The sequence below is a fragment of the Amycolatopsis azurea DSM 43854 genome (genome assembly GCF_001995215.1).
GTDB classification, from domain to species: domain Bacteria; phylum Actinomycetota; class Actinomycetes; order Mycobacteriales; family Pseudonocardiaceae; genus Amycolatopsis; species Amycolatopsis azurea.
The window spans coordinates 101997-126515 of the sequence record NZ_MUXN01000026.1 but is presented as its reverse complement, the minus strand read 5'-3'; the positions used below and the strand labels follow the sequence as shown (position 1 = coordinate 126515).

The following is a 24519-nucleotide window of genomic DNA, read 5'->3' as shown; positions in this document are numbered from 1 at the left end:
TCCTGCGTGGGCACTCTCCGCCGCGTTACCCCCACGTGGAGAGGTGCCCGGCTACAAAACGGACACGGCGCAATTCGTCCTCTGGATGCGGTAGTCGGTAGCACGAACTACCGCATCCAGAGGACGAAACGCGGGCTAGAGGAGGCCGGCTTCGGAGGCCTTGCCGATGGCTTCGACCCGGTTCCGCGCGCCGAGTTTGTGCAGCGCGGACTGGAGGTAGGTCTTCACCGTGTTCCGCGCCAGCCCGGTCGACTCCGCGATCTCCGGATTCGTCTGCCCCTGCGCGGCCAGCCGCAGGACCTCGTACTCGCGCCGGGTCAGACCGCTGCGGGCCAGCGCGTCGGACCGCTGACCGTCGTCGGGGAAGATGCGCGGGTCGACGACGCGCTCACCCTTGAGCACCTGCCGCAACGCCGCCACCAGATCCGTCCCGGCGACGTCCTTGAGCAGGCAGCCGTGCGCCCCGGAATCCAGCGCGGCCCGCACCCCCTGATGGTCGCCGTGCGCGGTGAACACCACGATCCGCCCGGCCGGATGCACCCGCCGGAGTTCCGCGATGACCTCGGGCGCGAGCATGTCCGGCAACCGCAGGTCCAGGAGGATCAGCGCCGGCTCCAGCTCACCCGCGCGCCGGATCGCGGACCGGCCGGTCTCGGCCGAGCCGACCACGGTCATCGCCGGGTCGTAGCGCAGCAGCAGGCTCACTCCGTCGCGGACCACCGGATGGTCGTCCACGACGAGCACGGTCACCGGCGACGGCACGGTTCCGGCACCCAAGCGCGCAGCGTGCAGCCGTCTTCCTCGTCGCGGACCAGGCTGACCCGGCCGCCGAGCCGCGCGGCGCGTTCGGCCAGCGCGCGCAGCCCCATCCCGGTGCCCGGTTCTCCCGTGTCTTCGGTGCGATGGCCGGTCCCGTCGTCGGCGACGACCACCTGCACGCCGTCTTCGCTGGGCAGCAGGCTGACCACGACGGACAGCGCGCCCGCGTGTTTCTCGACGTTGAGCAGGCCCTCCCGGACCGCCGCCACCAGCAGTCCGGTGCGTTCGGCGTCCAGTCGCGGCACCTGCGCGAGCTGGACGAACCGTGCCGGGACACCGCAGCGGGCCTGGAACGAGCGGCAGTGCTCGGCGAGTTCCACCGGCAGCGCGCGTTCCGGGCTCGACTCCGACAACGCCAGCAGCGACTCGCGCAACGCCCGCGACGCGGCCGAAACGTCGCCTTCCAGCCTCCGCAACCGCGATTCGAGCGCCGGGTTGTCGCTGATGTCCTCGTGCAGGTTCCGGACCTGGACGCCGATGGAGAACAGCAGCGCGCCGACCGAATCGTGCAGCGCGCTCTGCATCCGGAGCCGTTCCGCGGACAGGGCCGTCTCACGGTCGGCCTCGGCGACCGACGCCAGTTTGAGTGCGCGGCCCGCCTCGCCGGCGATGTCTTCGAGGGACTGGACGGCGTCGTCGCCGAAGTCGCGGGGCTCGCGCATGGCGGCGTACGCGACGGCGACGGTCTCGGTCCCGCTGAAGATCGGGACGGCGATCATCGCGGCGAGGCCCTCGCCACGCACCTGCGCGTCGAACTGGTGGGTGATGCTCTGCGAGCTGACGTAGTCGTTGACCCGGACCGGCCTGCCCAGCGCGAGCACGCGGCCGCCGATGCCCTGGCCGATGGGCACGGCGAGGTCCTGCAGCGCGTCCGTGCGGGTGCCCGACATCCAGCGGATCACCGCCTGTTCGGGTCCGGTCAGTTCGGCGACGAAACCGGAATGCGTGCCGATCGACTCGCGGATCAGCCGCGCGGTGCCGTTGAGCGCGGCGACCCGGTCGAGGGTCGCGAGCAGCTCTTCGCGCTCGCGAAGAAGCCCGCCGAGCACCGCGCTGTGCTCGGCGGCGAGGTCTTCAGCGACCTGCCGTCTCGCCGTCACGCGCTCACGATCGCACACCGGAGCGGCTTTCGGACATACCCGACTGGAGAGGGTCCGGCTATGCATCCTGGCCCGCGGTTGTCTTGAATGGACTCCGTGGAGATCCTGGCCGACGCCGCGACACTGGCGCTGTACACGACCGATGCCTCCAACTACCGGCACGTGCCCAAGGGCGTGGTGCTGCCGCGGAGCGTCGACGAGGTGATCGCGGCCGTCGGCGCCTGCCGCGAGGCGGGGCTGCCGGTGATCGCCCGCGGCGGCGGCACCAGCGTGGCGGGCAACTCGTGCGGGCCCGGCGTCGTGATCGACACGTCACGTCACCTCGGCGGCGTTCTCGGCCTCGATCCCGAGGCACGGACCGCGCGGGTCGAGCCCGGAACCGTCCTCGACCACCTCCAGGCGCTCGCCGCGCCGCACGGGCTCCGATTCGGCCCCGACCCGTCGACGCATTCGCGCTGCACGATCGGCGGGATGATCGGCAACAACGCCTGCGGATCGCATTCGGTCGCCTACGGTCGCACAGTCGACGTCGTCCGTGAGCTGGACGTGCTGCTCTACGACGGCACCAGGCTGACCGTCGGCCCGACCTCACCGTCCGAAGTGGACGCACGGGCGGCCAGGCCCGGTACCGAAGGCCGCGTCTTCTCGGAACTCCGCGCGCTCGTGCGGGACAACCTGGCGTTGCTGCGCACCGAACTGTCCTCCTTCAGCAGGCGGGTGTCCGGTTACGGGCTGGAACACCTGTTGCCGGAGAACGGTTTCGACGTCGCCAAGGCACTGGTCGGCAGCGAGGGCACCTGCGTCACCGTGCTCGGAGCGACGGTCTCCCTCGCCGAGGTACCGAAACGCAAGGTGCTCGCGGTGCTCGGCTTCGAGTCCGACATCGCCGCGGCCGACGCCGTCCCGTCGATCCTGCCGTGGTCGCCGCTGACCGTGGAGGGGGTCGACGCGGACCTCGTCGCGCTGCTGGAACCGGGCCGCGCCGACGGGCTTCCGCCGGGCGGTGCCTGGTTGTTCGTCGAGATGGAAGATCCGGACCAGGCGCGCGGGCTGATCGACGGACTGCGCGGCGCGTTGACCGGATCCGTGCTGCTCGACGACGCCGCCGCGCAGAAGCGGCTGTGGCGGATCAGGGAGGAGGGCGCCGGCCTCGCGACCCGGCTGGCCGGGGGAGAGGAGGCCTGGCCCGGCTGGGAGGACGCGGCCGTTCCGCCCGCGCGATTAGGTGCCTACTTGCGTGAGTTCAAGCAGCTCATGCGTGAGTACGGCCGCAAGAGCGTGGTCTACGGCCACTACGGTGAAGGCTGCCTGCATCTGCGGCTGGACTTCGATCTCCTTTCTCCGCAAGGGATCGCCGGGTTCCGGTCGTTCCTGGAAGAGGCGGCGGACCTCGTCGCCGCGCACGGCGGCTCGCTGTCCGGCGAACACGGTGACGGCCAGGCCCGTTCGGAACTGCTGTCCCGGATGTACAGCCCCGAGATGATCGCGCTTTTCGCGCGGTTCAAGGGGATCTTCGATCCGGCGGGCATGATGAACCCCGGCATCCTGGTGAATCCGCGGCCGGTCGACGCCGATCTCCGGGTGCGTCGCGCGCCGCTGGAGCTCGAAGACGTCACCGCGCTGGCGTACCCGGAGGATCAGGGGAGCTTCGGGCAGGCGATGCGGCGATGCGTCGGTGTCGGGAAATGCCGCAACACCACCGGCGCGGGCGTCATGTGCCCGAGCTACCGCGCCACGCGCGAGGAGAAACACTCGACGCGAGGCCGCGCGCATCTGCTCGCCGAGATGGTGAACGGCGAACTGATCACCGACGGCTGGCGTTCCGAAGAGGTCGCCGAGGCGCTGGATCTCTGCCTGTCGTGCAAGGGCTGCCTGTCCGATTGCCCGGTCGACGTCGACATGGCGACCTACAAGGCGGAATTCCTGCATCAGCATCACAAGGGACGGTTGCGCCCGGCGTCGCACTATTCGATGGGCTGGCTGCCGGTGTGGCTGCGGGCGGCTTCGCTGGCGCCGAAGCTGGCGAACACGATGTCGCGCCGGTTCTCCGGTCTGCTGAAGAAGCTCGGCGGGATCGCGCCGGAACGGGATCTGCCGACGTTCGCCCCGACGCCGTTCACGCGGCGGCGCACCGATCTCAAACGCTGGGCGACCGGTTCCCGGCGGGTGGTGCTGTGGCCGGACTCCTTCAACAACTACCTCACGCCGGACGTCCTGGACGCCGCGGCCGAGGTGCTCACCGCGGCGGGCTACGACGTCGTCCTGCCCGATCGCGGCGTCTGCTGCGGGCTCACCTGGGTGTCCACCGGACAGCTGGATGTGGCGAAGAACGTGTTGCGCCGCACGCTTTCCGTGCTCGAACCGTATCTGCGGGCGGGATATCAGGTGGCCGGCCTGGAGCCGAGCTGCACGGCTCTCTTCCGCGGTGACCTGGCGGCCCTCCTGCCCGGTGACCCGGTCGCGGAACTGCTCGCGGAGCGCACCCGCACGTTCGCCGAACTCGTCGAGGACTCGCCGCTGGAGTTCCGGTCACTGGACGTCGAAGCGCTGAGCCAGGTGCACTGTCACCAGCACGCCGTGCTCGGCTTCGGCGCCGACGAAGCGGCCATGCGCGCCGCGGGTGTCCACAATTCCACAATGGATTCCGGCTGCTGTGGACTGGCGGGCAACTTCGGCTTCGAACGCGGGCACTACGACGTCTCCGTCGCCTGTGCCGAGGACCGCATGCTGCCCGCGATCCGCGCCGCCGCCGAGGGCACCGAAGTGGTCGCGGACGGGTTCAGCTGCCGGACGCAGATCGAGCAACTGGACGGGCGGCGGGCGCTGCACCTGGCCGAGTTGCTGCGGCGCGCCCTGCCTGACTGGCGGGACGGGTGAGGCGTCGGTCGAGGTGGTCGTGAGTGGTAAGTGTCGTTCTAACGACACTTACCACTCACGACCACCCCGACCCAGCGCAGCCTTAACCCTTACCACTCACTAGGCGTTTCACCACCAAGCGCGGGCGAGGGCTTCCGGTGTCGGTTCTTCCGGCGCCGGAAGAACCTTGAGGTACCAAGTGAAATTGCTGTAGACGTGCAAGAACGCGTACGCCAGGCAACGCCGGGAGAACTCCTCGTCCGGCTCGGCGCCGTACCCGGCGAGCAGCCGCCGCAGGAAGTCCTTGTCCCCGCCGGAAACGAACAGGCCGACGGCGACGAAGTCGTACTCGGCCGCGCCGCGCATCGCCGGTTCGAAGTCGAAGAGCCCGGTGGCGTAGTACCCCCGTTCGCCGTCGTGGGTGACCATGACGTGGTCGCGCATGAACTCGGTGTGCAACGGGACGGCGGGCGGGCTGCCCAGCTCGACGGAGTCGAGGAACGCCGGGATCCGCTCGATCCAGCCTTCGTCGAGCCCGGTCCGCCGGTGATGCTCGACGACGTTCGCGCGCTGCTCGGCGACGAACGCGGCCCAGTCCGGCGGATCGAGGACGTCCAGGCGCGGGTCTCGCAGCGAATGCAGAGCGGCCAGCGCCTCGCCGAGTTCGGGAGCGAGCCGGTTCCGGTCCTCTGTGGACAGTTTCGGCCAGGCGTCCTTCAGCGTTTCACCGCGCAGGCGCTCCATGAGCACGTAGCCCCAGCCGTCCCGCTCACCGACGTCGCGCAGGGCGGGGGCCGGGATCGGCAGCTTCCCGTGCAGGACTTCGAGCATCGTCCGCTCGGTGGGGAGTTCGTCGAGGTGTACCGGCGGGAACAGCTTGAGCACCAGATCGTCGCCGACGGCGTACACCGGCAGCGAGCCCTCGGTGAACGGGACGACTTCGCCGAGGCCGAGCGACCCGGTCAGCGACGTCACCGCAGGGAGCAGGTCTTGCCTGGTCAGCGCGTCGAACTCGGCTTCGGTGCCGGCGGGCGGGAACGAGATCACGAACCGACCGTAGAACACCGGGCGGGGGACGGCGACGCAATTACCCGCTGTGCTCCAGCAACGTCCGCGCCGCGCCGAGCACGAGGCGGCAGACGTCGTCGGGATCCGCGCTGGCCAGCGGTTCCTTGCCGGTGATCTCGCGGACCAGGCCGATGCCGAGCAGCCAGGCCAGGATGAGGTCGGCCCGCAGATCCGCGTCGTCGGCGTCGGTCAGCGTGGCGAGTACCTTCGCGTACTCCTCGCCGAGCTGACGGCGGACCGCGCTCGCCGCGCTGTCGTGCCCCGTGGAACGCAGGTAGGCGTCCAGCGAGCGGTCGCGGCCCTTGTCGGACTCCAGCATGCTGCGCAACGCCGTCCCGAGCAGTTCACCCGGCGGTGTGGTGGCGATCTGCTCGCGGCCGCCGCGCGCCAGGACCTCCTCGAACAGCGCGTCCTTGGAACCGAAGTAGCGGAACAGCAGCGCCTGGTTGGCTCCGGCGAGCTTCGCGATGTCCCGCACCGTCGTCCGGTCGAAGCCGCGCTCGGCGAACAGCGCCGCCGCCGCGTCGAGCAAGGCCGCCTTGGTCGCGGCCGCGTCACGCCTGCGGACCTGCGGTTCTTCCGTCATCGCGCCTCCCCGGGTCCGCACAGGTTAACGGGGCGTCGCACGGTAGGCGCATTGACGCTCACCGTGATCATGGTTAGCGTTGTAAGCAGTTGCTTACAAACCGCCGAGCCGGGGGGTTTCCGGACAAATGACCACCACAGACACCGAATTCGTCGCCTACCCCTTCAATCAGGAAGCGGGTCTCGAACTCGACGCGGCCTACGCCACCGCCCGCGACACCAAGGGCATGCTCCGCGTCCGTCTCCCGCACGGTGAACCGGCCTGGCTCGCCGTGCGGTACGCCGACGCGCGCCTCGTGCTGGGCGACCGCCGGTTCTCCCGCGCGATGGCCGTGGACAAGGACGAGCCGCGGATGGCGCCGGGCAGGCGGCCCGGCGGGATCCTGAGCATGGACCCGCCCGATCACACCCGGCTGCGCACGCTGGTCGCGAAGGCGTTCACCATGCGCCGCGTCGAAACGCTGCGGCCGAGGGTCGCCGAGCTGGCGACGGGCCTGATCGAGGACATGAAGGCCAAGGGACAGCCCGCCGACCTGGTCGAGGACTACGCGCTGCCGATCCCGGTCGCGGTCATCTGCGAACTGCTCGGCGTCCCCGTCGAGGACCGGCCGAAGTTCCGCGTGTGGAGCGACGCCGCGCTGTCGACCAGCCCGCTGACCACCGAAGAGATGATGGCCAACCAGGACGAGCTGCGGGCGTACATGCACGTGCTCGTCGAGCAGCACCGTGCCGAACCCCAGGACGACCTGATGACCGCGCTGATCGAAGCGCGCGACGTCCACGACAAGCTGAGCGAGCTGGAACTGGTCGACATGTGCATCGGCATCCTGGTCGCCGGGCACGAGACCACCGCCAGCCAGATCCCCAACTTCGTCTACGCGCTGCTCGAACAGCCGGAGCAGCTCGCCCGCCTGCGCGCGGACCTGGACCTGATCCCGGCCGCGGTCGAGGAACTGCTGCGCTTCATTCCTTTGGGTGCCGGAGCCGGGTTCGCCCGCTACGCCACCGAAGACGTCCAGGTGGGTGACGTGCTGGTGAAGGAGGGCGAGCCGGTGATGGTCGCGATCGGTGCCGCCAACCGGGACGCGCTCCAGTTCACCTCGGCGGAAACCCTCGAATTCGGCCGGGAATCCAACCCTCACCTCGGTTTCGGGCACGGTGTGCACCACTGTCTCGGGGCTCCGCTGGCCAGGCTCGAACTGCAGGAGGCGTTGCGGGCGTTGCTGCGAGACCTTCCCGGATTGCGCCTCGGCGGCGATATCGTGTGGAAGACGCAGATGCTGGTGCGGGGTCCCCGCTCCATGCCGATCGGATGGTGAGCATGAGCTGGAAAGTCGAGGTCGATGGCGGTACGTGCATCGGCTCGGGGATGTGCGCCGCGCTGATGCCGGAGGTCTTCGAACTGGAAGGCGTGACGGCGACGGTGGTCGAGGGCGAGGTGAATCCGGACGAGATGGTGCTGGACGCGGCGGATTCCTGCCCCGCCATGGCCATCGAGGTGACGGAAAACGGCGCGGTGATCGGGCCGCGGCCCTGAAGTTCGCTCGTTAATGCGTGGCGGTCGTCGGTGAAACGGCGTAGGACGGCTGGGTGAGCGATGACAGCCTGGCCATCCGGACCCTGACCACCGACGACCTGCCCACATTCGCGGACATGCTCGCGCGCGCGTTCAATCTCGACCCTACGGACGCGCTGAAGCGCCGCGAGGAGCTGGTGTTCGAGCCCGAACGCTGGCACGGCGTCTTCGACGGCGGCGAACTCATCGGCACCGGGGGCGTGCTCACCCGCAAGATCACCGTGCCGGGCGGCGGGCAGACGCCGCTCGCCGCCGTGACCTCGGTCGGTGTCGCACCGGGGCACCGCAGGCGGGGAGCGCTCACCCGGATCATGCGGGCGCAGTTGCACGGCCTGCACGAGGAGTCCCGCGAACCGATCGCCGCGTTGTGGGCCTCGGAATCGGTCATCTATCCCCGGTTCGGCTACGGCCTCGGAGCGCAGTTCTACCGCGCGACGATTCAAGCGAAGGCCGGGTTCCGGCCCGGCGTCGAACCAGGCTCCGAGCGGGTGCGAGAAGTCGGGCTGGACCAGGCGATCCCACTGATCAGGGCGATCTACGAGAAAGAGGCGCCCCAGCGGGTCGGCGCGCTCGACCGGCCGGACACGGCGTGGGAGTTCGTCCTCGACGACCCGGAATACCGGCGCCGGGAGTTCACCGCGCTGAAGTTCGCCGTGTTGCCGGACGCCTACGCGATGTTCCGCGTGAAGAGCGCTTGGAACGAACAAGGGCCGTGCGGGACCCTGCGGGTGATCGAACTGGCCGCGACGACGCCGGAGGCGTACGCGACCCTTTACCGCTACCTGCTCGACTACGATCTGACCACCACGATCGAGCTGAACGCCGCCCTCGACGAACCGCTCATCCACCTCCTCGACGACCCCCGCAAGATGAGCCGGTCCGCCGGGGACTCGCTGTGGGTGCGGCTCGTCGACGTCGACCGCGCGCTGGTCACCCGCCGCTACAACGCTCCGCTGGATCTGGTGTTCGGCGTGCGCGACACCTTCTGCCCGTGGAACACCGGGAACTGGCGGCTCGCCACCGACGCCGCCGGGAACGCGGAGGTGACGAAGGTGGAGGACGCGCCGGATCTCGAACTGGACGTGATCGACCTCGGCGCGATCTTCCTCGGCGGGACCAGGCCGAGCACCCTCTCCGCGGCGGGCCGGATCAAGGAGCGGACCGCGGGGGCGGTTTCGCGGGCGACGGCGGCGTTCGCCACCGACCGCGAGCCTTCCTGCCTGGAATCCTTCTAGCCCCGGCATTACCTCGCGGGTAATCGACTTCGCACGGCTCGCCTTGCCATGGTGGACGAGTGCGAGAAATCAAGCTGGGTGACCTGGTCGAAGGCGCGGTGTCGCCGTCCGCCGCGGCCTTCATCGCGAAACAGACCGAATTCGGGGCGATGCGCTCGGACACCCCCGAAGCGCGGGAAGCCCGGGTTCGGCTGTACGGAACCATTTTCGCCGCCGACGGGACACTGGCCGAATCGGGCAGCGCCGCGCCGATCGAGGGCAGGGCGAACATCGAGAACAACCTGCGGACGCTGCTAGGTGCCTTCCCGACGTTCCGGTTCAACCCGGTGAAGATCGTGGTGAACGGGGACGTCGTCTTCTACGAAGCGGCCAACGAAGCCGTGATCAACGGCGGCATGGTCCGCTACCCGGCCGTCTACCGCGTGGTGCTCAAGGACGGCGAAGTGACCCAGGGGCGCCGCTATCACGATCGGACGGAGTGGTTCCGCCACCTCGCCTACCCGGGCAGGTTGCCGGGCGCGGTGACCGAAGTCCGGCTGGCGCCCGACCAGGCGGCGGCGGGGTCGCGCACGAAGTTCCAGGAGTATCGGGGGACCGTGCGGGCGAAAGGCCGGACGATCGACTTCGGGATCATCGTGAGCACCGCGCCCGGCCTGGTCCGCTGCTACTTCGACACGCTCCCGCTGAGCTACGACGACACGGAGATGGGCGCCTTGTTCACCGAACTGCTCACGGGCGCAGCACCCCCTTCTCGGTGACCACCGCGGTGATCAGCTCGTGCGGAGTCACGTCGAAGGCGGGGTTGAACACCTCCGCGCCTTCGGGCGCGACAAGCGTTCCGCCGAAGCTCAGGACCTCGTCGGGATCGCGTTCCTCGATCACGATCCCGGCGCCGTCCGGCATCGCGGTGTCCACAGTGGACGAAGGGGCGACGACCACGAACGGGATCCCGTGGTGCTTGGCCGCGATCGCCAAGCCGTAAGTGCCGATCTTGTTGGCGACGTCGCCGTTGGCGGCGATCCGGTCGGCGCCGACGAGCACGCAGTCGACCAGGCCGCGGCTCATCGCGGCGGCGGCCGCGCCGTCGGGCTGGATCCGGTACGGGACACCGGCTTCGGCCAGTTCCCAGGCGGTCAGCCGGGCGCCCTGCAGCAGCGGCCTGGTCTCGTCGACCAGCACGGACTCGACCAGGCCATAGGTCTGCAGATGCCAGACGACGCCGAGCGCGCTGCCCCAGGCGACCGTCGCGAGATGGCCGGCGTTGCAGTGGCTGAGCAGCCGCAACGGCCGCCGCCCGCAGTGCGCGAGCACCACTTCGGCCGCCAGCCGCGACGCCTCGTGGTTGATCCGCTCGTCCTCGTCGAGGATCGCCAGCGCTTCGGCGAGGACGGCGTCCGGACCCTCCGGGAGTTTCGCGAGCGCGCGGGAGACGCCCCAGCTCAGGTTGACCGCCGTCGGGCGGGCCTCGGCGACACGCCGCGCCTCGGCCTCGACGTCCCCTTTCGCGCGGGTCGCGAGCACCACGCCGAGCGCGCCCGCCGCGCCGAGCGCCGGTGCGCCGCGGACCGCCAGCCGCTGGATGGCGCCGACGAGATCGCCGACCGTGCGCAGTTCGAGCACGCGGTACTCGGCGGGCAGCACGGTCTGGTCGATGATCGTGACAGCGTCGCCGGTCCAGTCGATCGTCCTGCGCATGGCGAAGGTTCCCCCGGAAATCCAGTTGGCCGGCCGCGACCGGTTCGATGAGGATGCGGACCGTGACCATTCAACGCCACCATCCGCCCGGTCTGCACCCCACGCCCACCTACCACCACGTGACCATCGTCGAAGGACGGCGGGACATCCACCTCGCCGGCCAGTGCCCGCTCGCCGAAGACGGCAAGGTCGTCGAAGGCGACGTGCTCGCGCAGGTCGACCAGGTCGTCGCGAACACGGCCGCCGCGCTCGCCTTCGCCGAGGCGACCCCGGCCGACGTCGTGCGCACCGTGATCTACGTGGTGACGCCGGACGCCGAGGTGCTCTCCGCCGTGTGGGACCGGTTCGTCGCGTCGGAGATCGGGGAGGCCTTCACGACCGCGAGCACCCTGCTCGGCGTCGCGCAGCTCGGCTACCCCGGGCAGCTCGTCGAACTCGACGTCACCGCCGCCACGGCCTGACCCGGACCGTCCCCGCATGCCGACCTCGGGCGTTGCGAAAGCCACTTTCGCAACGTTGAAGGTTGCGAAAGTGGCTTTCGCAACGCTTCACGGACTTGGCACCCGACAGAGCACCTCGCTGGAACACGAATCGCCACTCACGACCACCGGCGACGTCAGGTGATGATCGTGACGACCTGATCCCCGGCCTTCGCGGCATCGGCGAAGAACGGCACGAGCACGTCGTAGTACTCGCGCACGTAGTCCAGCGCCTCGGGCTCGTCCCAGATCGACGGGTAGATCCCCTCGGCCTCGAGATCCGAGAGCTCGACGCCCTCCGAGAGCTTGTCGAACCCGGTCCGCGACAGCTCCGCCGAGATCGTCCGCACCTCGTCCGCGCTGAAGTACCGCGGCGGCCCGTCACTGTCGGCTTCCCCCAGCAGTGTTCCGCCCAGCACGAAGTCGACCTCGAACCCGGCCCGCCCGATCAGGTACCAGAGCGCGTTCCAGGCCTTGTCGACATCCACCGCGCGCTCGGTGCCGTCGGCTTTCTCCGCGTACTCCCAGTACCGATCGGGTTCCTCGATCAGCTCGCGCAGGTCACCGGAGGTGACGCGCAGGTACGCGCCGCACATGCCCATTCGGTCAGAGCCCCGCCATCAGATCGGTCTCGGTGATGCCCGGCCCTTGGCCCGCGCGGATGAACCACTCGACGCCGAACGCCTGCGCGAAACCCTCGTCGGGCATCGCGAGGAAGAACGAGTCCTCGCTGATCTGGCTGGCGTGCGCGCGCATCGCCGCCCGCTTGTGCGGCAGGTACGCGGCGACGTCGACCCTCGCCGTCAGGATCGCCTCCGGCTTGCCGAATTCGGTTCCGTCTTCGAAGTCGGGGAGGTCCTCGGCCTTCATCTGCCCGGTCCGCACCGCCTCCTCCATGCCGCGGCGCATCTCGTCACTGTTGCTCGTCGCCTCGTAGACCCGAGGCGTGCCCGCCAGCTCCGCCGCGCGCATGCCGACGCGGTGCACCTGGATGTGGTCCGGGTGCCCGTAGCCGCCGTTGTCGTCGTAGACGGTCAGGACGTCGGCCTGCTCCTCGCGCAGGATCTCGGCCAGCCGCTGGGCGGCCTCCTCGACGTCTGCCTGCCAGAACGTGCCGGGCACGTCGTTGCGGGGCTCGCCCATCATGCCGGAGTCGGTGTACCCCAGGAACTCCACGCGTTTGGCCCCCAGGACCTCGGCGGAGGCGTGCGTCTCCTGCACGCGGCGCTGCCACAACTCCTCTCCTTCGTCGAGGAACCCGTCCGGGACCTCGCCGACCTCGCCCCTGGTCGCGACGACGAGCACGACACGGTGGCCTTCCTCGAAAGCCTTGCGCATGACGCCGCCCGCGACGATGCACTCGTCGTCGGGGTGGGCGTGAAAACTCACCAATGTGGCCATGGTGGGGAAACTATCGCGAGGTACCGACATATTCCGATGACGTGCCAGGATGGCCGGGTACGAAACTCTGCGAGCGGAGGACCTTTGACGATCGACGAGCCCGTGCTCCCCGGACGGTCGGTGTACTTGCGGGTGGACTCCGACGACGGGCCGATCCTCGTCGAAGCCGCGGTGGTGGGCGGTCAGGAGGACGAGGAGGTCGCCTCCCGGATGCTCGCGTTCGGCGAGTTCACCGCCGCGCTGGGCTCGGTGACCAAGTCGGTGACCGGCGCGGTGATGAGCGGGCTCGGGAAGGTCAAACCGGACAAGGTGGCCGTGGAGTTCGGCTGCGAACTCGGGGTCGAGAGCGGCAAGCTCACGGCGATCCTCGTCAAGGGCACCGCCAAGGCCACGGTCAAGGTCACCATGGAATGGAAGCCGGGGGAGACGGAGCCGGACGGCAAGGAACCCGCCTAACGCGGCCATTTCCGGGAGCGTTCCTCGCTTTCGAGGTATTCGCGGACCGCGTGGTCCGCTCTGACCTGTGACGAGATCTCCCCACCGTATGTGCGATCGAGAGAGATCGCGGCGTTCGCCGCGTCGAGCCGCCACGTCGGGCCGTGAGCGCTGGAGAGCGCGACGCCACGCAGGATCTCCAGACCCAGTTCCTTGTCGTTCCTGCCGATCTTCGACCCCAGGGTCACCACCCGGCCAGGACCGAGCGAGCTGGATCGCATGAGGGCGCGAGCGGCATTCCGGCCGTGGTCGAAATCGACGTCGTAGAGCGCGGCGGCGCTTTCGATTCGCATCTCGGCGTCTTCAAAATAGTCACCGGCCAGTTCCTCCAACAAGGCGACACCGGCGTCGTAGTCCACCTCGGCCACGGCCGCCGCCGCTTCCGCCCGCGTACTCGCGGAGTACTCCGTGTCCAGGGCGAGTTCCTTCAACGCCTTGACGCCGGTTTCCCGGTCGAGCTTCGCGGCGGCGAGTCCCGCCCGCGCCCAAAAGTCCGCGCTGTCGCTCTCGATGCGAAACCCGAAGCTCTCCACGAGCCCATCCGCGCCCCCGACCAGCCGTGCCAGGGCGCTCGCGGCCGCCGCCGGGTCCACGAGACCGGCCGCGAGCCCCACGGTGATCCGGTCGTCGTCCATCGTCTCGTCGGCGATCAGGTCGAGGTGGAGCGCGGTACCCGCGACGTGATCGATCTCCGCGGCGCGGGCGGCGGCCCGGACCCGGGTCGCGGTGTCCGCCGATTCGGTCCTGGCGATGGCTTCGAAGCCGCTGAACCCGGCTTCGTCCCCTTGCCGGGCGAGGTGGTCCGCGGCCCGGAAACGGGCGGAAGTCTCGACCTTCGGACTTTCGGAGATCTCGATCAGCACCGCTCTCGTGCTCTCCGGTGCCCACCGTGCCGCTTCGAGGGCGGCTTCGAAGCGGCGGTCGCCGTCGAACTCCCGCAGACCGCTCAGCATGAGCAGCGCCTCGCCCGAGTCGTGCCGCCCCAGCTCCAGGGCGGCGCTCAGCCGGGTCGGGGCCTCTGCTCGCGCGCTGTAGGCGATCTCGCGCAGCAGTCTCAGACCGTTCCGGGGATCGTGTTCGAGGACCAGGCGGGCGGCTTCGACCCTGAGGTTGTCGGGCATGACCGACCTGGCGATGCTCTCCAGCGCGGCCAGGCTCAGCGTCGGATCGTGTTCGTGGAGTTTCTTGGCCGCGTTCAGTCTTTCCGCACCGCCGATGGCCCGATCCTCCGCGAGGGTCGCGAGCGCCCGCGTCCCGAGGTGCGGCCGGTGCCCCAGCAGGAGAACACCCGAGTCGTAGCGCCGTTGCCAGCTGTACCCGGGCCCGGCCGCCTCCTCGAAGAGTCGCATCGCGCGTTCGAGGTCGACCTCCACCAGTGAGGCCGCGGCGGTGCGCCATTCGTCGTTGCTCAGCCCGTGATCCCGGATCGAGTGCACCAGGAAGTCGGTCAGCCTGGCCGTCGTCCGCTCCGGCAGCCGCACCCCCTGCCGGTGCAGTTCCAGGATGAAGCGGTGGTTCTCACGGCGGTTCTTCCGGCTCAGCAGGCGATTCAACACGGGGCCGACATCCCGGCCGTTCTTCGCCCACAGCGCGACCAGGAAGGTCATGACCTCCAGGTCCTGCCGCGGCCACGGCTTCGGGACCAGCCGGCGGCGGGCGGCCTGCTTGCGGGGATCCGGGTGGTGATCGGCGAGATAGGCGGCGGCGAGATATTCCTGGACGGTCTGGTGCAGGAAACGGAATTCCCCGCGCCGCTCGACGAGCAACCCGCAGCTGCGCAGCACTTCGCGGATCACGCTGGCCCACTCCGCCGAGGACAGTTCGCCGGGTTTGCCGATCACCCCGGTGACGACGGCGACGGCGTCCGGACTCTTCCCGGCGAGGAACGGGTCGACGGCGGCCTGATGCTGGTGGTGGGCGATGAGCTTGAGCAGTTCGGGAGTGCGCTGGACGAGTTCCTCCGTCGCGGCCACCGCCCGCGGGCCGCTCCTGCTGGTCCAGGACCGCAGCATCTCCCGGACGTTGGTGATCCTTCGTTTGGTGAGCAGCAGTTCGACGAAGTCCGCGTAGAGTTCCGCGCGGTTTCCGGGCAGCCGTTGCTCCGGCGCGTCGGCGTAGAGGATGCAGAGCATCGTGGCGATCAAGGGGATCGTCGCGAGATGGCCGATGCCGGCCTGGGTGAGCCGCCGGTCGAAGTCGTCGGCGGCCGAGGGATCCGGAAGACCGAGCTGCTCGAACCATTTCCCGGCGAACGCCTTCAACTCGTGGCGTCCGAACGGTTCGATGGTGAACGTCGGATAGCGATCGCCGTCGGCGACCTTGTTCAGCAGGAAGGTCGGCAGCGGCCGGGTGGTCAGCAGGAACCGGTAACGTCCTTCGGTGCGATGCCGGGTGATCTTCGACAGCACGATTTCCCGCAGGTACGGGTAAAGGATCTCGTCGACACCGTCCACCAGGACGAGCCAGGAGGCGCCCGGGAACGGTGGTTTGGCGAACATCTCCTTCAGCGCCGCCCGGTCCAGGTCGATGTCGATGGTCTGCACGACGCCGTTCGCCAGCATCTCGACCAGGCTTTCGTTCCGGGTGAGCGCGTCCGCGGTGACCAGGATCGGCACCCCGCCGCCACCCGCGCCGTTCAGCCATTGCCGGGCCGAGAGAGCGGCGAGATGTCTGGCCAGACTGGACTTTCCCGCGCCCGGACCGCCGAGCACCTGCGCGCCTTCGTACCGGCGCAGGAGATCCGTGCCGTCCAGACGTTCCGTCGTCTCGGCCGTTTCGTCCGCGGCCTCCCCGCGTGACGCCTGCTGACGGAGGTAGACCTTGGACAGTGGCGCCCGGACGTCGAGCATCGCCGCGTACGGGTGGATGTCGTCGGCCGTGCTCGCCGCCGTGAGATACCGGCGCATGAGCGGGCCGGGGAAACAGACTCCGGCCGCGGCGATCTGCTCGTCGTCCAGCAGCCGCAGCCACGGCGGTGCTTCGGCGAGATTCGCTTCGGCCGAGCCCGGATAGGCGTGGAAGATCGTGCTCATCGGGACGAAGCGCGCGATGTCGTCGTGCGTACCGTCGCGATACCGGACGACGCCGCAGATCGCCCCGGTCCGCCAGTTCAGCACCGGGCCGCCGCTCATCCCCGGCCGGATCCGCCCCTGCGCTCCCTTCAGGAGCACTGGCCCGGCGACGTGTTCCGACGTTCCTTCGTACCGGATCGTCACCGAGTCACCGGCCCGGTAATTGCCTTCCGGATAGCCGAAAACCCACAGTTCGTCACCAGGTTCGACGGCCTCGGCCAGATAGGCGGGAGCGGTAGGCGTCGAGGCTCGCAGGAGCGCGAGATCGAGCCCGCCCGCGCCGCCGGGCAGGAACCAGTCGGTCAGCACTTCAAAGCGGCCGTCCGGGCCGTCCATGAATTCGGCCGGGCCGTCGCCCTCCAGCACGACGTGCGCGCACGTCAGCACGAGCGTCGAAGTGATGTGGAACCCGGTGCCCTTGGCTTTACCCGACGGCGTCGTCAAGGGCACCGTCGAAGCCTGCGCGGCGGCGGTGAGCGCGGCGCGTTGCCCGGACATGCACCCCCCTCGGATCTGTCGAGGTTACAAACCTAGGCCGAGGGAACCACTTGTCAATATCGGAAAGGGCTCAGATCGGATAGACCCGCCGCAGGAAGTCCAGCGTCAGCTCCCAGGCCGCCGCGGCGGGCTCGGGCTGGTGGAACATCGGCGCCACGTGGTTGTGGAACGCGTGCCCCGCGCCCTCGTGGATGTGGATCTCCGCGCCTTCATGAGAAGCGACCGCGTCGGCGAGCTTCCGCACGCCTTCGATGGGGATGTACGGATCGGCCTCGCCGAACTGGAACTGGATCGGGCAGGTGATCTTGTCCAGCAACGGAAGTTGCCCCGGCACGGTCGACCCGTAGTAGGAGACGGCGACGTCCGGATCGCCCTCGGCGGCCGCGGCGTAGGTCATCGAGCCGCCGAGGCAGAAGCCGAAAACGCCCGCGCGGCCATCGGTTCCGGGCAGCGCGCGCAGCATCGCCAGAGTCGCGAGGACGTCGGAGACGGCGCGTTCCGGGTCGAGTTGGCCGGCGACTTCCATCGACGCCGAGATCCCGGCTTCGTCGTGAGTGGCCGACCAGCCGGGGGCGATCCGCCAGAACAGTTCGGGCACGGCGACGACGTAGCCGAGCTTCGCGAGGTCGGCGGCGACGGACTTGAGGTAGTCGTCGAGGCCGAAGATCTCCTGGATCAGCACCAGACCCGGGCCGGAGCCGGATTCGGGCAGCCAGAGCGGGGCGTCGAACGAGCCGTCGGCGACGGTCACCTGGGTCATCGGGTTCCTTCCAGCGCGCGCACGAGACAGTCCGCCACCAGGGCGGCCTGCGTGCCGTCGGGGTCGAGGTCGGGATCGAAGATGGTCAGTTCCAGCCCGGCCGCGCCAGGGATCGCGACGAGACCGCGCAGCAGCTCGACGAGCCTGTCCGGGCTGAGCCCGCCGGGATCGGGACTGTCCACAGCGGACACGAACTCCGGGTCGAGGGTGTCGATGTCGATGTGGATCCAGAAACCGTCCAGCGGCGTGAAGATCTCACGGGCGGCGGCGAGCGCGCCGTCGGTGCCGGACGCCATGATCTCCTGGCTCGTCACGACGCGAAGCCCGGCTTCCCGCACCTCGATGGACTCCTCCGCGCGCACACCCAGCACGAGGACGTCTTCGTCGCGGACGTACGGCGAAAGCCCGTCCACATCGGCCAGTTCCGGGGCGCCGCGGCCGGTCACGACGGCGAGGGCTTCACCGCCGACGTTGGCGACGTGGTCGGAATTGCCGAGGTGCCGGAAGTCGTCGTGCCCGTCGAAGTAGACGATGCCGAAGCGCCCTTCGCGACGCAGAGTCAGCATCGCGGCGAGCGCGATCGAGCAGTCGCCGCCGAGCACGACCGGGAAGCCGCCGTCCGCGCGGATCTTCGCGAGACGCCCGGCGAGGGCGACCGTGTAGGTCGCGATGCCGTCCGCGTTCCGGACGCCGCTGTCGGGCGACCACGCGGGCAGATACCGCGGCGGAGTGACGACGCCGCCGTCGGTCGCGCCCAATCGGGTGAGCAGGCCGTGGTCACGCAGCGCTCCCGGCGCCTTGTAACAGCCCGGGACCACTCCCTCGGCGGGCGGCCGCAGGCCGAGGTTGGACGGTGCGTCGAGCAGTACGAGATTCCCCATCACCACACCGTAGTAGTCGTCCCTGGTGCCGCGCCGTCCGTCCCTTTAGGTTGAAGGGACGGACGGAGGAGGCTCAATGGCGGAGCGCACGAAGTTCATCCTCGACGAAGCGGACATGCCGGCCAGGTGGTACAACGTCGTCCCGGATCTGCCGGAGCCACCACCGCCGCCACTGCATCCCGGCACCCGCGAGCCGATCGGCCCGGACGATCTCGCGCCGCTGTTCCCGCAGGCGCTCATCGCCCAAGAGGTCACCACCGAACGCTACGTCGACATCCCCGAAGAGGTCCTGGACGTCTACCGGCTCTGGCGTCCGTCGCCGCTGTTCCGCGCGCGACGGCTGGAGAAGGCGCTCGGCACGCCCGCCCGGATCTACTACAAGTACGAGGGCGTCAGCCCGGTCGGCTCGCACAAGCCCAACACCGCCGTGCCGCAGGCGTTCTACAACGCGGCCGAGGGTGTCACGAGGCTGACGACGGAGACCGGCGCCGGGCAGTGGGGGAGCGCGCTCGCGTTCGCCTGCGCCACCTTCGGGCTCGAGTGCGAGGTGTGGCAGGTCCGCGCCTCCTACGACCAGAAGCCGTACCGCAAGCTGATGATGGAGACCTTCGGCGCGACGGTGCACCCGAGCCCGTCCGAGCTGACCGAGTCCGGCCGCGCGATCCTGGCCGCCGACCCGGGCTCGACCGGGAGCCTCGGTATCGCGATCAGCGAGGCCGTCGAGCAGGCGGCGCAGGCGGAGAACACCCGCTACGCGCTCGGCAGCGTGCTCAACCACGTGCTGTTGCACCAGACCATCATCGGCGAAGAGGCGCTCAAGCAGTTCGAGCTGGCCGGGGACACTCCGGACGTCCTCGTCGGCTGCACCGGCGGCGGCTCCAACTTCGGCGGCCTCGCCTTCCCGTTCCTGCGCGAGAAACTCGCCGGACGGATGGACCCGGTGATCCGCGCCGTCGAACCGGCCGCCTGCCCGACGCTCACCCGCGGGAAGTACGCGTACGACTTCGGTGACACCGCCGGGCTGACGCCGTTGCTGAAGATGCACACCCTCGGTCACGACTTCATCCCCGACCCCATTCACGCCGGTGGCCTGCGCTACCACGGGATGTCACCGCTGATTTCGCACATCTACGAGCTCGGCCTGATCGAAGCGCTCGCCATCGGACAGGAGGACTGCTTCGCCGCTGGTGTGCAGTTCGCTCGTACGGAGGGGATCATCCCCGCGCCCGAGCCGACGCACGCGCTCGCCGCGTGTATTCAGGAAGCCTTGCGGTGCAAGGAAACCGGTGAGGAGAAGGTGATCTTGACCGCGCTGTGCGGGCACGCGCACCTCGACCTTCCGGCGTACGGCGCGTACCTGGCGGGCGACATCTCCGACCACGCGCTGCCGGACGAGACCCTCGCGAAGTCCTTGGCCGGGCTCCCGTGAGGGGTCAGCCGGTCACCTGGTAGCCCGAGGTCCGGTTCCGCCCGGTGTTCTTCGCCTCGTAAAGCGCGCGGTCCGCGACGGCGATCACCGCGTCGAGGTCGGCGACACCGGGCCGGTCGGCCAGCCCGATCGACACCGTGACGTGCTCCGGCAGGTCACCGGCCCGGGAGGCCACGCTTGACCGGATCCGTTCCGCGATCGCGTGGGCGTGCACGGCGGACGTGCCGGGCAGCAGGACCACGAACTCCTCCCCGCCGAACCGCCCGACCAGATCCGTGCCGCGCACCTCGGTGCGCAGCGTTTCCGCGATCGCCGCCAGGTACCGGTCACCGACCAGATGCCCGTGCCGGTCGTTGATCAGCTTGAACCGGTCGACGTCGACCATCAGCAGGCTGGTGTGCCGTCCCGCGCGCCGCCCGCGGTCGAGTTCGTCGGCCGCGGCCTCACGCCACGCCTTGGCGTTGAGCAGCCCGGTCTTGGCGTCGCTGCGCGCCTGCCGTTTCAGTTGCCGCAGCAGCACCCCGCGGTGCAGCACCAGCGTGATCCCGACGACCAGCAGCAGCACCACCGGCCAGTCCCGCAGCGCCCACGCGACGATCACGCCGAGCGCGATCGTCGCCGCTTCGAGCGCGTACTCGAACGGCTTCGCCAGCGCGTCGCGCAGCCTGTCGTGCGGCGTGCCGTAGTACACCGCGACCGTCATCAGCGCGGTGTTGACCAGCATGAACACCCCGCCCGCCGCGACCACGTACCCGAAGGAGGTGACGTCACGGGGGAGTTCGTCGAACGGGGCCGCGTACCGGGAGAGGAAGGCGGCGGCCGCGAAGCCCGAGAGCACGGTCGCCGACATGGAGAACGTCCGCCGGAACAACGGGTTCGGCTGCCCGCGGAACCAGCGGTAGAAGAACGACACGGTGATGACCAGCGCGGCGAGTCCGGGGTGCACCAGCAATACGGCGGCGAAGGTCCAGACGCTGTCGAGCGAGATGTGCGGCGTGCCCGCGAACCGTTCCCGCACCCGCTCCACCGGCCGCGACAACTCGGTGTACAGCACTGCGCTGGTGATCAGGATCGCGAACGGGAGGGCATCGCCCTGAGTGAACGGGATCCGGAGAAAAGACCAGGCGGATCCGGTGATCGCCGCGACGTCCACCAGGAGGACGAAGCCGATCAAACCGCGGTGGGGTAGCCGCCACAGCGCCCAATTCGTTAGCGCCACGGTGACGAACGTAATCGGTTGGATACTAGGTGTCACTACGCTGTATGGGTAGGCGTGGGTGCACCACGCGTGACCGGAACGGGTAAGCGGAGGGGGTGAGCCCTATGCGCGGGCAGAACTGGTGAGTACCGGGTTCCGGTCTAAAGGGGGTGCAGAGGGGCCACGTGGCGCCAAGCCCGGGTGGCCGGAACAGCCACTACGAGACCGGCCAATGCGATGACCGAGACCGTCGTCGCGGGTGAACCGAGCACGCCGACGAGCAGGCCGCCGGCGATCAGCCCGATTCCCTGCACGGCGATGAGTCCCGACCCGGCGAGGCCGAAGGCCTGGCCTCGTTCGGTGTCGGGGACCAACCGCATGAACGTGGTGCTCGCGGTGACCTGGTAGGCCGCGCACATCCCGGACAGCACGAGCAGTCCGGCGGCGTAGGGGAGCGACGGCCGGAACCAGAACGCCGCGAGCGGCACGATCGCGCCGAGCGCGAGCATCCCGACCATCCGCAGCCGGATTTCGGGCCGTACCAGGCGGCCCAGCACGAACACGCCGAGCACGATCCCCGCCGGATGCGCGGCGAGCAGCAGTCCCGCCGTCGCCGCCCCGCCGCCGATCTCCGCGGCGTAGGGCACGGCGAGACCTTCCGGCACGATCACGAAACCTGCCAGCCACGCCAGGCCGACCAGCGCGCGCAACCGGCGGTCCCGCCAGATCGTGCGGGCACCCGCCGACAGCCGTCGCAGGGTCGACGTCGCCGGTCCATCGGCTCCGGAAGCGGCCCGTGCGCGGACACCCAGCCGCAGGACGATCGCCGAGACACCGAACGTCACCGCGTCGACGGCCAGCCCGCGTCCCGGCCCGATCGCGGCGATCACCGCGCCGCCCAAGGCGAATCCGGCGAGCTGGCCGACCTGATTGGTGATCTTCAGCAGCGACTGGCCCAGCACGTACTGGTCCCCGCTCAGTACCGAGGGAAGGACGGCGGCCTGCGCGGCGGTGAACGGCGCGTTCGCCAACTGCACCAGCACGAGCACGGCGGCGAGTACGGGCAACGGGATGCCGGGGACGGCGAGCACCGCGACCAGGAGCGCCCGGACGACGTCGGAACAGACCATCACCGCGCGGCGCGGGAACCGGTCGGCCAGGCCGCCGAGCAACGGCCCGCCGATCAGGTCGGGCAGGTAGGTGAGCGCGTAGGTCAGCGCGGGCCAGGTCGCCGAACCGGTCCGCTGGAACACCAGGACCGACAGCGCGACCCTGGCCACCTGATCGCCGAGGATCGACTGGAGTTCCGCGAACCAGATCGCCCGCAGTTCACCGACCGCGAAGATCTGCCGGAAGGTCGCCTTGGAGGTCATGTCGTGGCCACCCCCGTCCTATCGGGTCGTGGACACTCAGAGTACCGCTTCGGGTGCTTTCGGTAAAAGAAGCCGAAGGGCGCTTTCCCCGCATGTGATGCAGGGAAAGCGCCCTTCGCCGCGTGAAATGAGGGGAAAGCCCCCTTCAGCCTCCCGGGTTACTCCGTGCCGCAGGTGATCTTCGGCTGCGGGTTGTAGTGGACGTTCCGGGTGTGACGCCGGATCTCGCGGCCGCTCGCGGCGTCCTTGATGATCCGGGTGTCCGAAGTGGTGAAGCCGGGCGCGCCGTTGCTGGGCTTGCAGTTCTCGGCAGGGCCGGGCTTGGTCGGCGGGTCGGACGGGTTGGTGCGGCCGCCGGGGACCGACTCGACGGTGTACTTCTTGGTGCCCCACAGGCGGATCGTGATGTCCGACGGCGTCCAGACGGTCTGGATCGCGACGCCGGTGTCGCTGTCGTTGGTGAACTTCAGGTCGATCACGCTGCCGCCGTTGTGGTTCTGGAACACGGTCGCCTCGCGCGCGGCGGGGTAGCGGCTGATGTAGTAGCTGTGTTCCTTGTGCTCGGTGTCCTTCATACCGGCGAAGTACGAGGCGTTGTACAGCGTGGTCGCGAACTGCGAGATCCCGCCGCCGACCTCGCGGCCGGGCGCGCCGTCCTTGATGACGCCGGCCTCGACGTAACCCTGCGCCGCGCCGCGCGGCCCGGTGAACCCGTTGAGGCTGAACGTCTCGCCCGGCTTCACGATGGCGCCGTTGACCTTCTGCGCCACGACCCGGATGTTCGTCCCCGAGTCCGGGGCGAATCCGCCGGTCTTGAACTCGCTGACGACCTCCTTGATGCCGAGCTGGTTGGCCTGCTCGGTGGTCACCTTGGCCGGGGTCTTCTTGTAGGTCACCGGCATGTCGCGGGGCGCGGCGCGCTTGAGCACGTCGAGCACCGGCTTGAGGCTCGGCTCCCAGTCGACGACGTTCGCGTCCTCGGAGGGCTGGACGGTCGGCTTGCCGCCTTCGAAGACGATCTGCGCGTCCTTGCCCTCCTTTTCGGTGGACTTCAGCTGCGGGCCCGCGGCTTCGATGATCTTGGTGTTGTCCACCTTCGGGTTCAGCACGCCGCCGTCGGCGGGTTCGAAGGTCAGCGCGGCCGCGATGGCGTCGGGTTTGACGATCGCGTCCTTGCCCTCGCCCTTGATGACGATCGGCGCCGCCACGGCGGGCTTCGCGACCTGGTCGAGGGCGGCGTGGACGGCCTCCGCGGAGACCTTGACCGGGGTCTGGGTGACCGCGAGCGTCAGCGGCTCGCCGGTGGCCCAGCGGTCGAGGATGGTCTTCTTGGCGGCCTCGACGTCGAGCTTCTGCCCGGTCTTCGGCTCAACCGCGACCGGCTTGGCCTGTTCGAAGCGGACGGTGCCCTCGACCGGGTCGCGGTCGACCTTGTCGCGCAGGTTCTCCAGCGCCCCGGTGAGCTTCCCGTCGTCGGTCTGCGTGACGACGCCGACCTCGGTGGTGCTGAAGAACGACGCGATCCGCGTGAACGGGTTCAGCGGCTGGTCGCCCGCCTGGTCCAGGGTGGCGGGCCAGTCGAGCCGCAGGCCCGACGTGGTCGGCGCCAGCGACTCCTGGGCGTCGCCCGCGACGACCTTCACCGGCCGGGTCAGCCGCGGTTCGATGCCGGCCTTGAGCTCCTTCTCGGCCGCGGCGCGGTCCATGCCGCCGACGTCGACCCCGGCGACGGTGACGCCGCGGGGGACGCTGCCCTGGGAGACCAGCACGTCGAGGGCGTACACGGCGACCAGCAGCCCGAACACGCCGCCGCCGATGAAGGCGGCCTTGCGGTAGCTGCGACGGCGCTTCGGTGGCGTGGGCTCCTGGGGCGTGGCAGACTCCGCGAACCCGGGCGTGACGACCGGGAGAATGTCCGTCTGCTCAGCGTGGGACTCGGGCCAGCGCGGTTCCTGCGGCAACTCTCCACCCTCCACGGTCCGGGGAGGCCGGACGTCGTG

21 protein-coding genes are annotated in these 24519 nt (G+C 69.6%); 8 read left to right on the top strand and 13 right to left on the bottom strand.

The window, feature by feature from the left end; genetic code table 11:
• Positions 1-135: 135 nt before the first annotated feature.
• Both B0293_RS34535 and B0293_RS34530 read right to left on the bottom strand, forming a co-directional pair.
• On the bottom strand, positions 136-777 hold the full coding sequence (locus tag B0293_RS34535; protein WP_209437323.1) for a response regulator: 642 nt from the start codon (positions 775-777) through the stop codon (positions 136-138).
• On the bottom strand, positions 747-1919 hold the full coding sequence (locus B0293_RS34530; protein WP_005162586.1) for a GAF domain-containing sensor histidine kinase: 1173 nt from the start codon (positions 1917-1919) through the stop codon (positions 747-749). Before B0293_RS34530 ends, B0293_RS34535 begins: the two co-directional genes overlap by 31 nt.
• Positions 1920-2006: 87 nt before the next feature.
• Between B0293_RS34530 and B0293_RS34525 the strand changes: the two genes are divergently transcribed.
• Positions 2007-4796, top strand: a complete 2790-nt coding sequence (locus B0293_RS34525; protein ID WP_005162585.1) for an FAD-binding and (Fe-S)-binding domain-containing protein — start codon at positions 2007-2009, stop codon at positions 4794-4796.
• 108 nt (positions 4797-4904) lie between these two features.
• Here B0293_RS34525 and B0293_RS34520 read toward each other — a convergent pair whose 3' ends face one another.
• Entirely contained in the window at positions 4905-5822 is a 918-nt protein-coding gene (locus B0293_RS34520; RefSeq protein ID WP_005162584.1) for a phosphotransferase family protein, read from the bottom strand.
• Between the two features lie 40 nt (positions 5823-5862).
• Positions 5863-6429 carry a TetR/AcrR family transcriptional regulator gene (locus B0293_RS34515; protein WP_005162581.1) on the bottom strand — a complete coding sequence of 189 codons (567 nt, stop codon included), beginning with the start codon at positions 6427-6429 and terminating at the stop codon, positions 5863-5865.
• Between the two features lie 127 nt (positions 6430-6556).
• Here B0293_RS34515 and B0293_RS34510 point away from each other — a divergent pair, with 127 nt between their 5' ends.
• The 4 genes from B0293_RS34510 to B0293_RS34495 are packed head-to-tail and all read left to right on the top strand — an operon-like array spanning position 6557 to position 9997.
• Positions 6557-7747 carry a cytochrome P450 gene (locus tag B0293_RS34510; RefSeq protein WP_005162579.1) on the top strand — a complete coding sequence of 397 codons (1191 nt, stop codon included), beginning with the start codon at positions 6557-6559 and terminating at the stop codon, positions 7745-7747.
• 2 nt (positions 7748-7749) lie between these two features.
• On the top strand, positions 7750-7965 hold the full coding sequence (locus B0293_RS34505) for a ferredoxin (RefSeq protein ID WP_005162577.1): 216 nt from the start codon (positions 7750-7752) through the stop codon (positions 7963-7965).
• A gap of 53 nt (positions 7966-8018) precedes the next feature.
• Positions 8019-9239, top strand: coding sequence for a GNAT family N-acetyltransferase (locus tag B0293_RS34500; RefSeq protein ID WP_005162576.1), 1221 nt, complete (start codon positions 8019-8021; stop codon positions 9237-9239).
• 59 nt (positions 9240-9298) lie between these two features.
• Positions 9299-9997 (top strand): nuclear transport factor 2 family protein, encoded by a 699-nt coding sequence (locus B0293_RS34495; RefSeq protein ID WP_005162575.1) that lies wholly within the window; start codon positions 9299-9301, stop codon positions 9995-9997.
• Here the strand turns inward: B0293_RS34495 and mtnA are convergent.
• Positions 9969-10934, bottom strand: coding sequence for an S-methyl-5-thioribose-1-phosphate isomerase (gene mtnA, locus B0293_RS34490; RefSeq protein ID WP_005162573.1), 966 nt, complete (start codon positions 10932-10934; stop codon positions 9969-9971). The two genes, B0293_RS34495 and mtnA, sit on opposite strands and share 29 nt — an antisense overlap.
• Before the next feature lie 62 nt (positions 10935-10996).
• Between mtnA and B0293_RS34485 the strand changes: the two genes are divergently transcribed.
• Positions 10997-11395, top strand: a complete 399-nt coding sequence (locus tag B0293_RS34485; protein ID WP_005162570.1) for a RidA family protein — start codon at positions 10997-10999, stop codon at positions 11393-11395.
• Positions 11396-11550: 155 nt separating this feature from the next.
• On the opposite strand, the gene B0293_RS34480 is transcribed toward B0293_RS34485, so the two are convergent.
• Positions 11551-12009, bottom strand: a complete 459-nt coding sequence (locus B0293_RS34480; protein WP_005162568.1) for a YfbM family protein — start codon at positions 12007-12009, stop codon at positions 11551-11553.
• 10 nt (positions 12010-12019) lie between these two features.
• Entirely contained in the window at positions 12020-12814 is a 795-nt protein-coding gene (locus B0293_RS34475; RefSeq protein ID WP_005162565.1) for a PIG-L family deacetylase, read from the bottom strand.
• A gap of 84 nt (positions 12815-12898) precedes the next feature.
• Here B0293_RS34475 and B0293_RS34470 point away from each other — a divergent pair, with 84 nt between their 5' ends.
• On the top strand, positions 12899-13270 hold the full coding sequence (locus tag B0293_RS34470) for a CU044_2847 family protein (RefSeq protein WP_005162563.1): 372 nt from the start codon (positions 12899-12901) through the stop codon (positions 13268-13270).
• On the opposite strand, the gene B0293_RS34465 is transcribed toward B0293_RS34470, so the two are convergent.
• From B0293_RS34465 to B0293_RS34455, 3 genes are all read right to left on the bottom strand, one after another.
• On the bottom strand, positions 13267-16878 hold the full coding sequence (locus B0293_RS34465; protein ID WP_005162561.1) for a serine protease: 3612 nt from the start codon (positions 16876-16878) through the stop codon (positions 13267-13269). The genes B0293_RS34470 and B0293_RS34465 overlap by 4 nt on opposite strands.
• Positions 16879-16948: 70 nt before the next feature.
• On the bottom strand, positions 16949-17638 hold the full coding sequence (locus B0293_RS34460) for a dienelactone hydrolase family protein (protein ID WP_005162560.1): 690 nt from the start codon (positions 17636-17638) through the stop codon (positions 16949-16951).
• On the bottom strand, positions 17635-18519 hold the full coding sequence (locus B0293_RS34455; RefSeq protein WP_039919112.1) for an arginase family protein: 885 nt from the start codon (positions 18517-18519) through the stop codon (positions 17635-17637). Before B0293_RS34455 ends, B0293_RS34460 begins: the two co-directional genes overlap by 4 nt.
• Before the next feature lie 76 nt (positions 18520-18595).
• On the opposite strand from B0293_RS34455, the gene B0293_RS34450 reads away from it, so the two are divergent.
• Entirely contained in the window at positions 18596-19948 is a 1353-nt protein-coding gene (locus tag B0293_RS34450) for a TrpB-like pyridoxal phosphate-dependent enzyme (protein ID WP_005162558.1), read from the top strand.
• Positions 19949-19952: 4 nt separating this feature from the next.
• Here the strand turns inward: B0293_RS34450 and B0293_RS34445 are convergent, their stop codons facing one another.
• The 3 genes from B0293_RS34445 to B0293_RS34435 form a co-directional block, all read right to left on the bottom strand.
• Positions 19953-21167, bottom strand: a complete 1215-nt coding sequence (locus B0293_RS34445) for a GGDEF domain-containing protein (protein ID WP_245192017.1) — start codon at positions 21165-21167, stop codon at positions 19953-19955.
• 140 nt (positions 21168-21307) lie between these two features.
• Positions 21308-22519: an MFS transporter gene (locus tag B0293_RS34440; RefSeq protein WP_005162556.1), complete on the bottom strand. Its 1212-nt coding sequence runs from the start codon at positions 22517-22519 to the stop codon at positions 21308-21310.
• A gap of 158 nt (positions 22520-22677) precedes the next feature.
• Positions 22678-24480 (bottom strand): VanW family protein, encoded by a 1803-nt coding sequence (locus B0293_RS34435; protein ID WP_039919111.1) that lies wholly within the window; start codon positions 24478-24480, stop codon positions 22678-22680.
• Between the last annotated feature and the right edge of the window lie 39 nt (positions 24481-24519).